The sequence below is a fragment of the Pseudomonas sp. AK106 genome (genome assembly GCF_053903055.1).
Map to the genome: position 1 here is coordinate 378,727 of NZ_CP096426.1, position 12,949 is coordinate 391,675.

General features: G+C 54.5%; 15 protein-coding genes. 8 read left to right on the forward strand and 7 right to left on the reverse strand.

Annotated features, from left to right (window positions below; all coding sequences use genetic code 11):
• The first annotated feature begins 533 nt into the window (after window positions 1-533).
• From M1E04_RS01720 to M1E04_RS01755, 8 genes are all read left to right on the forward strand, one after another.
• On the forward strand, window positions 534-884 hold the full coding sequence (locus M1E04_RS01720) for a KfrB domain-containing protein (RefSeq protein WP_456292288.1): 351 nt from the start codon (window positions 534-536) through the stop codon (window positions 882-884).
• 27 nt (window positions 885-911) lie between these two features.
• Window positions 912-1,550 carry an IncP plasmid survival protein KfrC family protein gene (locus M1E04_RS01725; RefSeq protein ID WP_456292289.1) on the forward strand — a complete coding sequence of 213 codons (639 nt, stop codon included), beginning with the start codon at window positions 912-914 and terminating at the stop codon, window positions 1,548-1,550.
• Between the two features lie 383 nt (window positions 1,551-1,933).
• Entirely contained in the window at window positions 1,934-3,877 is a 1,944-nt protein-coding gene (locus tag M1E04_RS01730; protein WP_456292290.1) for a type IV secretory system conjugative DNA transfer family protein, read from the forward strand.
• On the forward strand, window positions 3,874-4,425 hold the full coding sequence (traF, locus tag M1E04_RS01735) for a conjugative transfer signal peptidase TraF (protein WP_456292291.1): 552 nt from the start codon (window positions 3,874-3,876) through the stop codon (window positions 4,423-4,425). Before M1E04_RS01730 ends, traF begins: the two co-directional genes overlap by 4 nt.
• Before the next feature lie 102 nt (window positions 4,426-4,527).
• Window positions 4,528-5,025, forward strand: coding sequence for a KfrB domain-containing protein (locus tag M1E04_RS01740; RefSeq protein WP_456292292.1), 498 nt, complete (start codon window positions 4,528-4,530; stop codon window positions 5,023-5,025).
• Between the two features lie 59 nt (window positions 5,026-5,084).
• A complete protein-coding gene (locus M1E04_RS01745; protein WP_456292293.1) occupies window positions 5,085-5,339 on the forward strand; it encodes a hypothetical protein in 255 nt (84 codons plus the stop codon).
• A gap of 6 nt (window positions 5,340-5,345) precedes the next feature.
• Window positions 5,346-6,695 (forward strand): zeta toxin family protein, encoded by a 1,350-nt coding sequence (locus tag M1E04_RS01750; protein WP_456292294.1) that lies wholly within the window; start codon window positions 5,346-5,348, stop codon window positions 6,693-6,695.
• A 66-nt stretch (window positions 6,696-6,761) separates the two neighbouring features.
• Window positions 6,762-7,127 carry a hypothetical protein gene (locus tag M1E04_RS01755; RefSeq protein ID WP_456292295.1) on the forward strand — a complete coding sequence of 122 codons (366 nt, stop codon included), beginning with the start codon at window positions 6,762-6,764 and terminating at the stop codon, window positions 7,125-7,127.
• 98 nt (window positions 7,128-7,225) lie between these two features.
• Here the strand turns inward: M1E04_RS01755 and M1E04_RS01760 are convergent, their stop codons facing one another.
• Genes M1E04_RS01760 through M1E04_RS01790 form a run of 7 tightly spaced genes read right to left on the reverse strand, consistent with a single transcriptional unit; the run spans window position 7,226 to window position 12,944 of the window.
• Window positions 7,226-7,957 (reverse strand): TraX family protein, encoded by a 732-nt coding sequence (locus tag M1E04_RS01760; RefSeq protein ID WP_456292296.1) that lies wholly within the window; start codon window positions 7,955-7,957, stop codon window positions 7,226-7,228.
• A gap of 9 nt (window positions 7,958-7,966) precedes the next feature.
• Window positions 7,967-8,623 carry a transglycosylase SLT domain-containing protein gene (locus tag M1E04_RS01765; RefSeq protein WP_456292297.1) on the reverse strand — a complete coding sequence of 219 codons (657 nt, stop codon included), beginning with the start codon at window positions 8,621-8,623 and terminating at the stop codon, window positions 7,967-7,969.
• A 10-nt stretch (window positions 8,624-8,633) separates the two neighbouring features.
• Window positions 8,634-8,933 (reverse strand): TrbM/KikA/MpfK family conjugal transfer protein, encoded by a 300-nt coding sequence (locus M1E04_RS01770; protein ID WP_456292298.1) that lies wholly within the window; start codon window positions 8,931-8,933, stop codon window positions 8,634-8,636.
• Window positions 8,934-8,943: 10 nt separating this feature from the next.
• Entirely contained in the window at window positions 8,944-10,497 is a 1,554-nt protein-coding gene (gene trbL, locus M1E04_RS01775; RefSeq protein ID WP_456292299.1) for a P-type conjugative transfer protein TrbL, read from the reverse strand.
• Entirely contained in the window at window positions 10,494-10,697 is a 204-nt protein-coding gene (locus M1E04_RS01780; RefSeq protein ID WP_456292300.1) for a hypothetical protein, read from the reverse strand. The genes trbL and M1E04_RS01780 overlap by 4 nt, the downstream gene beginning before the upstream one ends.
• Window positions 10,698-10,705: 8 nt before the next feature.
• Window positions 10,706-11,485 carry a P-type conjugative transfer protein TrbJ gene (trbJ, locus tag M1E04_RS01785; protein WP_456292301.1) on the reverse strand — a complete coding sequence of 260 codons (780 nt, stop codon included), beginning with the start codon at window positions 11,483-11,485 and terminating at the stop codon, window positions 10,706-10,708.
• Between the two features lie 16 nt (window positions 11,486-11,501).
• Complete coding sequence (locus tag M1E04_RS01790) at window positions 11,502-12,944, reverse strand: TrbI/VirB10 family protein (RefSeq protein WP_456292302.1); 1,443 nt, start codon at window positions 12,942-12,944, stop codon at window positions 11,502-11,504.
• Window positions 12,945-12,949 lie beyond the last annotated feature (5 nt).

Here is a 12,949-nt window from a genome sequence, read left to right on the forward strand (position 1 = left end):
GAGGTATGAATTATAAACGTGACCGGCTGACTGAGATTCGCAGTCGAGAAGCACTCTCGTTAAGTGGTGCGACGTGTTTTGAGGATAAGTTGGCAAGGCGTGTGAAGGCACAATTGCTGCCTCCATAAAAACGTTCATCCGCTGCCCCGGCAGGCACTCTGCGGTGTTGTACGGATTTTAAACAAAACGTTTAGTGCTAGATTGACCATATGTTTAATATTTAATCATTCATTTGAATGCCATGCCGGGCCCTGATTGTGATGGGCTCATTGAACCACCCGAGGCAACGAGCGCACACGAAGACGGCTCTATAACGTTTAATGTCTTGGCGAAGCGTAGGGCCACGCCGGAAATACGAAAGCCGTCGGAGCCTTTATTATTTTTGCAACAGGTTGTTGCACCGAAATAACTTATTCATCAAGTAGAGAGTGGCTAGAATGCTTTCGTCGCAAGTGCGATCTTGGGGCGCGGTAAATTTGGATCCACGTAACTTTTAATGATAGTCGCTCGAGCAGCGGCTAACGGAGCGATTAATGAAACAGCGCCTACTTGTGATGAATGGGCAGAAGCTCGTTCAGGATGAGAAAGCGCCTGGTAATTGGGAAACCGTAGGGGTTGAGAAGGCCGGGGCGGTGAAGCCTGCCATTTACAACATCTATCGGTCCCAGCAGGCCGACAAAGCGGCTGCGCATTCGGGTGTGATTGTTCACGCCGACAAGGAGTGTGTATATCAGCAATGCGGACGCGACTTTGTGCAGCACAAGCGCTCAGATTTCGATAAAGTACCTGAAATGGGTAGCGCGCAGACCATATCGTATTCTGATTTGGGGCGCGCGAAAGTCGATCCCCTCGCGCAAACACTCGGGCGAGGGGTAAAGCGCTAATTTTAGCCGCTAAAATGGAGAGTCCCTATGAAGCCCTTCACTGAACAGAAGCCGGTGTCTGAGCCCTTAACAGGCACTGTACTGACATCAAGAGGAGCGGCATTGGCACAGGCTGATGCCTTTCAGCACCAGGCGGAGGACGCTGATGTTCAACAGCAGACCATTTTAGAGGCGTCTCAGTCAGGTGGCCGGTACAGCGCAGCGTTAGCTGATCAGCTCGAGGCGAAACAGGATCAGGTTGAGCGACTCGAGGGTCGACTGGAGGGCGTAATCGAGCAGCAGGAGGCCAAGCTTCATCAGATTGAAGCCAAACAGCCCGGCTTTCTATCGCTGCCTGGCACCCGCGCGGGCTGGCAAGATCAGGTTCAACAACAGCAAGCCCTTCTGCAGCGGCTTCAGGGTCGGCTCGAAGGAGTGCGAGAGATCAGAGACGGAATGGGCCTTCACGGTCCTCGCATCGAGGAATTGGCGGCTCGCAAACTGCGCCAGGCTGAGCCGGATCTTGCAGATGAGTGGGACAAAATGCGCGCAGCACAGCGCGGTCACGAAAGTCTGATGCGAAAAAAAGAGCAGGAGAAACGGCTGGCGGCCGAGCGGGAACATTCCCCGACGGTGGCTCGAGGTCAAGGTCAGTCGCTGAGCTTGAACCGTACTGTCGGCCCATAAGCGGCAAGAAAATGAAACCGACCGCTGTCGGTTTTTTTTTGCATCGGATTTAATTAATCAAGAACTGAAGCCATTTCGGCGAGCTCTCTAGTCGATCCCAGGGACGTCCCGTCGTCATGAGCGCGGATGTAGCGCTTGAGCACGGGGCGGGAGGCGATATAGAAATCAGAAGAAAAATTCGATATACCGAATAATTGGCGCTAAACTCCATGTGCTTGCGAAGTCTTGCCTGCGCATCGCCCCGCTTTTCTGCGGGGATTGAGTTGTTCGCAGTATGACTGGGTCGCGCGTCACCGCAGTCCTGAATCGTATACAGAATTTTTTCAAACAGGGTGATGCCTTCACTCGAAATCAAGGGCGTAGGAGCTAGAGGGAACGAGTAGATGAGTAAAGCCAAGACTGCGGTCGGACCGCAAACCAGAGGCAAGAAGTCAAGGAAGAGCAAGGCAGTGCCCGCGCTTGGTCTTGCAAGTCTAGTCGCTGGATCAATGACCGCTACCCAGTTCTTTGCATGGAAGTTCGAGTACCAGGCGGTGCTCGGTGCGAGCTACAACCATGTCTATGCGCCTTGGGCCATCTTTGACTGGTGGCAAAAATGGCACGCCATCTACCCCGATGCGCTCACCGCCGCCGCAGGCATCGGTGCTTTGGTTGCGGCGGGCGGTTTGATCATTACCGCCGCTGCGAAAGTCATTGCCACCAACTCCTCCAAAGCCAGCGAACATTTGCACGGTTCCGCACGCTGGGCGGAACAGAAGGACATCGAGGCCTCTACCCTGCTGGGCAACGAAGGCCGGGACGGCGGTGTTTATGTAGGTGCCTGGCGGGACAAAGCGGGCAAGCTGCATTACCTTCGCCATAACGGCCCCGAGCATGTTCTTTGCTACGCGCCTACTCGTTCGGGCAAGGGCGTTGGTCTGGTCGTACCAACGTTACTTTCGTGGCCTCATAGCGCCGTAATCACCGATTTGAAAGGGGAGCTTTGGGCAATGACTGCGGGCTGGAGGAAGCAGCACGCCGGCAACAAGGTCATTCGTTTCGAACCGGCCAGCTTGAGCGGTTGCGCGTTCTGGAATCCGCTCGACGAGATCCGCCTTGAAACCGAGTACGAGGTTGGCGATGTTCAGAATCTAGCTACGTTGATTGTCGATCCAGACGGGAAGGGGCTCGAGTCCCATTGGCAGAAAACATCACAGGCGCTACTGGTCGGTCTAATTTTGCATGTTTTGTACAAGGCGAAACATGAAGGCACGCCGGCAACGCTTCCTTATGTCGACACCTTGCTTGCCGATCCCGATAGGGATGTTGGAGAGCTATGGATGGAAATGACGCAGTACAGTCACGTGAATGGCGAGAACCATCCCGCTGTCGGATCCGCTGGACGCGACATGATGGACAGGCCGGAGGAAGAGGCCGGATCCGTGCTGTCTACAGCAAAGTCATACTTGTCCCTGTACCGCGACCCGGTAGTCGCGCGAAATGTCAGCAAGTCGGAGTGGCGAATCAAGGATTTGATGAACTATGACGACCCGGTCAGCTTATACATCGTCACGCAACCAAACGATAAGGCCCGCTTGCGCCCGTTAGTGCGTGTACTTGCGAACATGATCGTTCGCCTGTTGGCAGACAAAATGGAGTTTGAGAGGGTCGAGACTGACATGCCGTTGTGGCGGCGTGCTCTTGATCAAATCGGTTTCAAGCAGCAGGCGTTGTCCTATGTACGCTCAAAAAAGAACTACAAGCATCGCTTGCTTGGCATGATCGACGAATTTCCAAGCCTTGGAAAACTGGAGATTTTGCAAGAGTCGCTGGCCTTCGTAGCGGGATATGGCATCAAGTTCTACCTGATCTGCCAGGATATAAACCAGCTGAAGAGTCGCGAAACCGGATACGGCCCTGACGAAACTATCACCTCCAATTGCCACGTCCAGAACGCCTACCCACCGAACCGGATTGAAACCGCTCAACATCTTTCAAAATTGACCGGTGTGACCACCGTAGTGAAAGAGCAGATCACTACCAGCGGCAAGCGGGCAGGCGTGTTCATGGGGCAGGTATCCAGAACGATGCAGGAAGTGCAACGGCCGCTGCTGACCGACGATGAATGCTTGCGGATGCCCGGCCCCAAGAAAGATTCTGAAGGGCAGATTACCCAAGCTGGGGACATGGTCGTCTACGTCGCTGGCTTTCCCGCGATTTATGGAGAGCAGCCCCTGTACTTCCAGGATCCGACCTTTGCTGCACGCGCAGCGGTGCCTGAGCCCAAGGACACCGATCGACTGCGTTTGCAAGCCGCACCGTCCTCAAGTGAAGCAATTGCCATATGACGATGCGAGGGGGGCTTCGGATCATTGCTGGCACTGCCCTGATTGTGGCCGTTGCGGGCGGATTGGTGGCTGGCGGCGTTTATGCGGCCGGCGGACGTATCAATACCAGTAAGAGCCTTGAACTTGGCTTGTACTGGACAGTTGATAGGCCCGTCGCAGTGGGCACCTATGTAATGTTCTGTCCCCCGGAGCAGAAGATTTTCATCGAAGCTAAAAAGCGGGGGTATGTAGGCGCCGGATTCTGCCCCGGAGGTTTCAGCCCACTCATGAAAAAAGTGCTGGCGGCCAGAGGCGACACCATTGCAGTGACTCCGCGAGGTGTAACGGTCAACGGGCAGGTGTTGCCGTACAGCAAGCCGGTTTCTGTAGACGGCCTTGGTCGTGCGCTGCCTCATGTGCCGCCCGAAGAGCACACCTTGGATGCGTCAGAACTTCTACTCATGACTGACATCAGCCCTACATCATTCGATGGCCGCTATTTCGGCCCGATCAGCATCGAGCAGATCACGGCAGTGATCCGGCCGGTACTAACTTGGAAGGGCGAATAACCGCGTTCACTTCCTCCTGTGAAGAGGTGTTGCAGGGGAATAAATGCGGTGTTTATTGCAACTGAACGAGCTTAGTGACTTCAACACCAAAAGGAGATGCACATGAAATACGGTGAAATTGGTGCCCCCCGAAATACTGGCGATGCGGGCGTGGGGCAGGTGCCCGAGGTAGGCTCAGTCAAAATCGTGATCCTCAACGGAAGTCGTCAGATTGACCAAGTTGTTCCTGGTGTCGGTGCAAATGGAGCTGCAGGATGGCAGACCCAGCAAGTCCTAGGCGAAAACGGTCTGGCCAAAGGAATCTACCCGTTGAACGGAGCGACCGACGCAAGCAAAAAGGTCCATCCGCAGCAATATGGCGGGCAAGTGCTTCACGTCGACAAGCAGAGTGTTTATCAGTTAGGTCCCGACGACGGCAAAGGCAAAGCCACCATCGTCAAGCATGACCGCAAAATCTTCGATCAGGCGCTGGAGGGCAAAGAGCCAATCGTTGGTAAGTCCTACGAAGTGAGTTATGCCCGGGGTGTAGGGAAGGTCAAAGGCGAACTTTCTCTTGCAGAGAGCGAGAAAATACAGAATCGAAAAGTTCACAAAATTTGACCTTGTGGGTGGGTGCGCCTTTGTGCGTCGGCTGTGATAACAATCTTGAGAGATAACTGATGACCGAACGAAACAAATGGGAACGCTACGACCTCGCCCGTGCTGCTTTAAGCATAATGGTTAGCCATTATGCTGAGTTAATAGGTGACGAAGGAAAAAAAGCTGCGCCGGACGCTACCAAGATTCACGCTTGGGAGGATTTGCAGTTCGAACTCTCGAGACGTCAGTCGCGATTGTTAGTTGATGATGAAGGCGAAGTGGAGCAAATAAATTCGACCTACGGCCCTCAGGCTGCGGCAGTGATGAAAAGGTAGACAAGGATGGCAAGCCCATACGCGCTTGATGAAGCCACGCATGAAAAACGCTATGAGCGCATAGCGTCGAAGTATTTGGCCTGTGAAGCACAGAAGTCGCCTCGCGCGATCATTATTGGTGGCCAGCCAGGGTCGGGGAAAGGGGGGCTCACCGCCACTGCGGAGCGAGAGTTCGACGGCAGTGGCGGGGTCGTAGTGGTGGATGTAGACCAGCTTCGCGATCGGCACCCGGATCACGCCAGGCTAATGCGCGAAAATGATAAACAAGCCGCCGATTTTACCCATGACGATGCCTCTAAATGGGCGAAGCGGCTCGCCAACGATGCAATAGCCGGCCGTCATAATCTTATCATTGATCAGACGTCAAAAAGTCCAGAGACCCTGATTGCTCGAGCTATGCAATTGCATGAAGCTGGCTATCACGTCGAGCTACGTGTGATGGCAGTTAATGCGGAGGTCAGCGAGCAGCGGATCTACACCCGCTACGAGAAGGAGAAGGCGGAGTATGGCGCTGGAAGGTTCGTTCCCAAGTCTGTGCATGACGAAGCGTACGTGGGAGTGGCCCAAAGCGTTGCAGCCGTAGAGCGTGAGAAGGCTTTTGATGCAGTATCGATTTACGATAAGAACCTGGTCCAAATCCACAAAAATACCCTGCGCGACGGGGAGTGGGTGAAGCAGCCGCCGGGTGCCCAGGCTGCATTGAATGCAGAACGCAGCAGAGCCCGGACGCCCGAGGATTATCAAGAGCTCGCTGATGCCTACACCAAACTGGCGACGATGCTTGCTCAACGAAACGCCAGACCAGATGAGCGTGAGGTCATAGAGGCTAAGCGCGCAAAGTTCATGCGTGAGGCGGCCGTCGCTTCTCGGAAAGCCGATGTCTCGGATAACACGGACGAGGTGAGCCTGAGTCCCATGCCTGCCATAGGCTCAATAAAAATTGTTGTTCAGAATGGCAGTCGGCAGATCGATCAGGTCGTGCCAGGTGTGGGCGCAGATGGCACTGCGGGATGGCAAACCCAGCAAGTCTTGAGCGAAAACGGGCTCGCCAGAGGTGTGTACCCGCTCTATGACGTTGCCGATGCGAGCAAAAAAGTCCATCCGCAACAGTTCGGGGGGCAGGTGCTTCATGTCGACACGCACAACGTGTATCAGTTTGGACCGAATGATGGCAAGAACACGGCCACCATTGTTAAGCATGATCGGAAGATATTTGATCAGGCGCTGGACGGCAAAGAGCCAACCGTTGGTAAATCTTACGAAGTGACTTATGCCCGGGGTGTCGGGAAGGTCAAAGGCGAGCTTTCCCAGGCAGAGAGCGAGCAAATACAGAATCGAAAAACCCGAAAAATTTGATTATGATGTTCAACTGGCAAGTGCCGGCTGTGTTCAATAAACAACTTAATGGAATGGGACCTAAACATGAAGTGCATCACTTTCGGAAATTTACTCATCGGCGCTGCCTTGGCGACCAGTCTTGCGGGTTGTGGTTCTATTGCGCAAAGTACCCAGAGTGACTCGGATTTGCGGGAAAAAGCAGCCTTCGCGTTGAATACCAGCGCCGACAAACTCTCTATTTTGTCTAAGTCATCTTCATTGGATTCGATGCGTTTTCAAGTGAAAAGCAACAAGGGCATATATAACTGTTATTTCACGTCTGTCGTGGTGGTGAACTCGGATGCCATCTGCTCGGGTCCGATTAACAGCAATCAGGCTGCACAGACACCTGATGAAGCGGCACCAGCGCAGAACTGCAATGCGTTGCTAAAGGCCGCAAAACGCTGCTGATACCTAGAGCGCTGAGGCCGGGGGATACTGGCCTCTTTGAGGGCTCCCAGTTGCCCTGATCCACCCCCTCTCTATCGCTTCATCAAGCGAATGTAAGGTCAAGTGAAGAACAGGTAGCCAGCTTGACGCATTGGAATCCGGGCGAGCCAGATGAGGGTGAGGTGCGCGGGATAAATTGCGTAAAAGAACCAGCGCAGCCTTGGACACTTGAAAGCAACTAGCGGACTGATTGCAAGAATCGGGATAGACCCCAATGCCCACTGATTGCCGTTGATATATCCGAGCGCAACGCAGGATATGCAGCCAAGAAGCAGTGCCAGGATGCCCGGGCATCGAGCATAGCTCCATACCGCTATGCCGAATACCAAGGCAGGCCACCAAAATTCTACGAGGCTTCCGCCCAGGATGAAGACTGCCCCGGCGATTAGATACCCTTGAAAGGTACCAAGTGTTATCAGCCGTAGGGTTGCGGTGAGCACTAGCAATGTGAACAGAATATTGAGCGGCCACCACCCATGACTCACTCCGCCTAGCGCAATAAATACTGGCGATGCAGCAGCACCGCATACCGCTAGACGGATCATCGTGCGCCGGTAGCCGCCACTCGCAAGCGTATTGGGCCGGGCCAGATTGTAGGCCAGTACAAACGTGAACAGCGGCATCGCCACCCTGCCCGCGTCATAAAGCCAATCTACGGTGTCATTAAGTAAATATTTATTGATGTGGTCGCCAATCATGAACAGCAACGCAAGCCATTTAACCGCTTCAATGGTCCCGTTCGCGATTATCAGCCTAGGCAAATAGCCGACACGCCTTTCGATCAAACTCATGACTCAACCCTATTTCATAAGCCCGGGTGCGTACATATCAGCTAGCGCCTTTTCTGCGGCGGGGTTGGAATACCGTTGGTGCTGGGCAGACATTGCTGTTGGCTTGATCTGTACCGGCCCTGTTGCAGTTGTCAGCGCTGCTTGAGGAAGCGCCATGGTGCTCTGCTCTTGGGGGGCGTTAGCCTGACGGGCAACGGCCACTGTGGCAGAAGCTCCGGCTAGATTAGGGTCATAAGTGACGAAACGTTCAGCCAGCCAGTTACCCCATTTTTCGGATATGCGCATCAGGTTCGCGCGATAGAGCGCATTGTACTTTGGAGTGCGTGAATGATAGTTGGCAGCGCGTGTCCAGAAGTCACCTGAGTCATTACGGATGTGCCCGCGTAGCCGCCAGGCTGCCAGATCGTATGAGTAGCAGCCGGCCTGCGCGACATCGTCAGCGGTAATCCCATATTGGCGCGTCAACTCGCGTAAGTAGGCACTGTTGAATTGCATCGCCCCAACGTCCTCGGTACCGTTTGAGTTTGCTACGCGCTGACCAGGCTTGCCGCCTTCCTGTTCTGCCACTGCCAATACCAGGTTGGCAGGCACCTCATACTTGATGGCGGCCGTAACCGAACAGACAACTCGTTCTTGCATCTGTGGAGGCAAATCGAGAAACGGCATGCGTATCACCTCACATTCGCAGTTTGCCGTACTTGTCAGCAATCTTGTCGCCCCAACCGTCAGTGTCCGGGCAGCTGTTAGTGAACTCACGACGAGCGTCTTCCGTAGCATCGGGCTCGAAATCGCCGTGCTTCTTTTTTACGATGTCAAAGAAGTCTGCTATTGGTCCGTCACAGCCAGTCACTGCACCCTTTCCCTGCAGCATGCCAGCCATGCACAATACTGTAGCGCACGGGTCCTTTGCGAACGCGGGGGGTACTGGTGCCGCAAGCCCAAGTGCAATTAATAAAGCGCTGATTAAATTCTTCATGCCTACATCCCTATGCCTTGCCATTGACAAATTCATTCACTTCTTCGTTACCGGGATTAACGCTGCCGCTACCGGATTCCGGGTGAGACGAAGTTTCCGTGCTACTGTTTTCAGCCACGGTGTCGCGTGCTTCTTGAAGTTGTTGGCCTTGATTAATCGCAGCGGCTTGCGCCAGGGTTTGTTGATCTGCACGTGCCTGACCAGCGGATCCGTTGATTTCCGAAGCTAGCTTGCCGCCCATGGTGTTCGCTGCACGCTCATTGAAGGACGCAGCAACCGAGCTGGCTTTGGCCGACAGACCCGATTTCGCGCCGCTGGCTAGGGCGCTACCCATATCGGCCGCAAAACGCCCAGCGGTGCCCATTGCCTGGCCAAAGCTCGAACCGCCGCCACCATTGCTGCCCCCGCCGCTATTCCCACCGCCGCTACTGCCACTACCGCCGCCACCCTCTGAGCCTCCAATGCTGCCGGTGTCATTACTCCCACCTCCACCCCCGACGTTACCACCCCCACCGCCGCCGCTGCTTCCCATGTTTTCTTGAGCCGACTGGAACGCTGCTTTGAGCGCAGAGCCAGCGCCCGCCAGATTTGTAGCGCCGCCCGCTGCCATCGACGCGGCAGCGCCTGCAACGCCTGCAGCGATGCCAGCGGCTGCGACAGCGGCTCCCATTGCTGCTGCTGCGCCAAAGCCGCCGATACCAGCGGTGGATGAGCCTCCAACAATGCCAGCCAGCATGGGAGGGATTTTGTCTATCAGGTACAGCAACACGACCACTGTAATGCCCAATACGCCCAGTTCTTTTAGATTTATCCCCTCACTCATGCTGGCGTAAGTCTGGTCAATAAAGTTCTTGCCGATACCCACAAGAAGGACCATGGCGAGGAGCTGTGTGCCGACACCCAAGACTGTTTTGTAAAAAGTGATCGCTATGTCAGAAGTCCATCGAGAACCGCCAAACCCCAGAAAAATCACACCGCCATACATCAATATCCAAGAAGAGACGAACAGAACCAGCATGTTTACGGCGACCAGGGCTAACACCACCAAAACGCATGCTGAGATGAGAATTGCCGCGGCGCTGTCAACTGGGGAGAATGATGAGGATTCATCAACTGCTTTAAAAAAAATCTTGAACCCAATATCAGTAATGCCTGAAGGTGTGTAGCTGTTACCGCCTTCAACGACAGCAGTCCCGATTTGCCACATGCTTTTTATAATAGCTTGTGATATGAGGGGGCCATTCATTAGAATCCACCAAAAAAAACCCAGTGTGGCGAAGAAGCGAATCGTTTCGGCAAAGAACTCGCCAATGTCTGCTTTGCGCAGAATCATCAGGCCATACGTCCAAACCATGCTGATTAGCGCGAGTCCCCAGAAAATCCATGAGGCATAGCCAATCATCTTATCGCCCCATTTGCTCGCCGCTTCCTGATACTTCTTCATCACAGAGTCCATGATGCCGGTGTCCGCTGCCGCTGACGCAAACTCAGGGATGAGAAGCAAGACAAGTACGGCTAGTGTCGCCGCACACGTTGCCTTTCCTGGCCTGGCTATTCTCATCATTTTTTCTCGTCGTCCATTGACCAGGTTTGCGGCTTGCTATGAGTAATGTTGTCCTCCTTCCTGAGGCATTTCGAAGCCTCGGCAGCCGTAGCCGGACTTGAGCAGTCAGCGGTACGTACTTCTTTCTTGCCCTCCTTGCAGCCGCTTGCGACTGTAAGGAGGGCAATCATGGATGCAGTTGCAAGCATGTTGATTCGCATAAAGATCCTTAATTGAATGTCCAGGTTTGTGGCGTCGGTTTGGTAATGGTAGAGCCGTCACGCAGCTTTACAGCCGCTGCATCTTGCTGCGCCTGACGGTCTGCCTGAGCTTGTGCCATTGTGGCCGCCGCCTGGTTTTGAACGAGCAAGATGCCCCGGATTTGCAGAAGCTGATTCCCCTGTGCAGCCGCCAACTGATTCGCCGCCTGCAGGGCTTGCATCTGCCCGGTTGCCGTCGTTGCCTGCGCTTGCAGCGCCTGCAGCTTGGTCGCGTCCGTGTTCAGGGTTTGTTGTTGCTGGTCAACGCTTTTGATGACGTCAGCGTTCGCGCGTTTGACCGCATCAGATGTGTCAGCGCGTGCATCATCAAGTGCCTGGCGGTCAGCATCAGAACAGCCGTTCAAGGTAAAACAAGGGGAGCTGCGGTAGTAATTTACGTTCTGAAATTTTGAGAGGTACGAATCAATCGAGCCTGATTGGTTTTTATAGTACTCCAAGGTCTGCTGAGCTTGAACCACCTTGTTAATAACACTGTTGACTTCACTCCACACATAGGCAGCCGGGGCCACTGTGTTTTTCAGCATATTTTCATACTGTTCTAACTGGGTTTTATATTGCTGAATCTGTTTGGCAACGGCGGCCGCATTATTAATGGCGCTAATGGTCGACTGTGTAATGTTTACACCGTCGATCACGGGGATACCGGCCGATACCGGCTGGCTCGCTAGCGCTACCGCGGCGCAGAGCACCGCAGTTCGAATAGCCAAAACCCTCATGTGAGTACGCATGTGTTGCTCCGTAGTCTCAATAGTCGAAGGACTGATAAGCCTTGGTAAATGTCACGTCCTTGACCGCAACGATGTTGAATCGATACCCAGGACGAATCTCTATCGTTGGCGCCACATTCAGATTCTTGGAAATAATCTGTGCCGAGACCTGACCCAACTGCTGACCCAGTGCTTGACTCATCTCACTGCTCACCGAAGGCTGCTGATAACCTGTGGCGTTATTGTTGCCTTGATCTGTTGCCAGGGAGGCACCGGCGGTGATCCCAGCCATGAACAACGCTGAGCCATAGATACGCAGCAAGTGTTGGTTAACCTTGTCTCGGAAGCCGGAATACCCGGCCATGTCAGCGCCTGGCATGGCACCTATGTCCAATGCCTTGCCATCAGGGAATACCAGCCGCTGCCATGCAACCAGAACACCCTCTTGACCGAAGCCCACATTGCTGGAGTAACTGCCAACCATGCGCGACCCTTGGGGGATCAACAGATACTTACCCGTGGCGGTGTCATACACGTCCTGCGACACCTGCGCCATGATCTGGCCTGGCAAGTCCGAGTTGATCCCGCTGAGCATGATCCCTGGAATAACGGCTCCCGCACGGATTTCAAACGGACTGGTGGGCGCTTCCATTTTTGAATCCAGCGCCCAGCGATCTTTTTTCCCTTTGTTGTCAAATTCGCCGTAGTCCTTCCCGCCATTACTGGGAGAGGATGCCAGCATCATCCCGGAGCTGCCGCCCGCTCGACTGCCACCGTAACCGCCACCGCCACCGTAACCACCGCTGGATGTGCCCGTGCCGTTGCTGCTTTCTACCTGGCGCAGTTGTGCCTGATAAGCAGCGTTTGGGTCGGTCACGCGCTGCTGATCTATCTGACGACGAACCTGCGCGATGCGATCAAGCATTTCTTCCCGATTCTGAGGAGACGCTGTGTCGGCGGTAGTGGAGGTGCCCACTCGGCTCATGTCGGGCAGGGTGATTGCTGTTTTCGCACCCACTGCCGCTTGAAAAGCCTGCATTTTGCGCTGACGCAGTTGCTCTTCATCCTGATCTTCTTGCGACCGGCCGCCATTACGGGGCGGCAGTGGCGGGGCGTCCGGGTTTTCCACCCGAGCGACAGGGACTCCAGCAGCTGCCTGAGCTGCCTGAGGCACTTGCGGATCCACAGGGGGTAACGGCAGAGGCTCGGGTTTGGCTTCTGGAATCAAGCCGTCAGCGCGACCACCCACGATATCGGCAGCCATTAGGGAACTGTCACCGCCTTTGCCTTGCGTGGTGGCGGTATGGTCCACATTGGCCTGGTTGGAACGCTTGACCGCTACCATCGCTATCAGGCCGACAAACAGCGTGAGCACGGCAATGCCAATCATGAGAGGCACATTGTTGACTCGGCGTACGCCGGTTTTTCGTTTGGAGGCGCCTGGCGACGCGTCCGGCGACATTTGGTCCTTGTCAGCCATTGCAG

Bases quoted from the DNA above. Each gene is read 5' to 3' on its own strand.
- M1E04_RS01760 (WP_456292296.1), bottom strand. From the start codon at position 7,957: ATGAGTTTGATCGAAAGGCGTGTCGGCTATTTGCCTAGGCTGATAATC.
- M1E04_RS01745 (WP_456292293.1), top strand. From the start codon at position 5,085: ATGACCGAACGAAACAAATGGGAACGCTACGACCTCGCCCGTGCTGCT.
- M1E04_RS01790 (WP_456292302.1), bottom strand. From the start codon at position 12,944: ATGGCTGACAAGGACCAAATGTCGCCGGACGCGTCGCCAGGCGCCTCC.
- M1E04_RS01730 (WP_456292290.1), top strand. From the start codon at position 1,934: ATGAGTAAAGCCAAGACTGCGGTCGGACCGCAAACCAGAGGCAAGAAG.
- trbJ (WP_456292301.1), bottom strand. From the start codon at position 11,485: ATGCGTACTCACATGAGGGTTTTGGCTATTCGAACTGCGGTGCTCTGC.
- M1E04_RS01720 (WP_456292288.1), top strand. From the start codon at position 534: ATGAAACAGCGCCTACTTGTGATGAATGGGCAGAAGCTCGTTCAGGAT.
- M1E04_RS01770 (WP_456292298.1), bottom strand. From the start codon at position 8,933: ATGAAGAATTTAATCAGCGCTTTATTAATTGCACTTGGGCTTGCGGCA.
- M1E04_RS01740 (WP_456292292.1), top strand. From the start codon at position 4,528: ATGAAATACGGTGAAATTGGTGCCCCCCGAAATACTGGCGATGCGGGC.
- M1E04_RS01780 (WP_456292300.1), bottom strand. From the start codon at position 10,697: ATGCGAATCAACATGCTTGCAACTGCATCCATGATTGCCCTCCTTACA.
- M1E04_RS01755 (WP_456292295.1), top strand. From the start codon at position 6,762: ATGAAGTGCATCACTTTCGGAAATTTACTCATCGGCGCTGCCTTGGCG.
- M1E04_RS01765 (WP_456292297.1), bottom strand. From the start codon at position 8,623: ATGCCGTTTCTCGATTTGCCTCCACAGATGCAAGAACGAGTTGTCTGT.
- M1E04_RS01725 (WP_456292289.1), top strand. From the start codon at position 912: ATGAAGCCCTTCACTGAACAGAAGCCGGTGTCTGAGCCCTTAACAGGC.
- M1E04_RS01750 (WP_456292294.1), top strand. From the start codon at position 5,346: ATGGCAAGCCCATACGCGCTTGATGAAGCCACGCATGAAAAACGCTAT.
- trbL (WP_456292299.1), bottom strand. From the start codon at position 10,497: ATGATGAGAATAGCCAGGCCAGGAAAGGCAACGTGTGCGGCGACACTA.
- traF (WP_456292291.1), top strand. From the start codon at position 3,874: ATGACGATGCGAGGGGGGCTTCGGATCATTGCTGGCACTGCCCTGATT.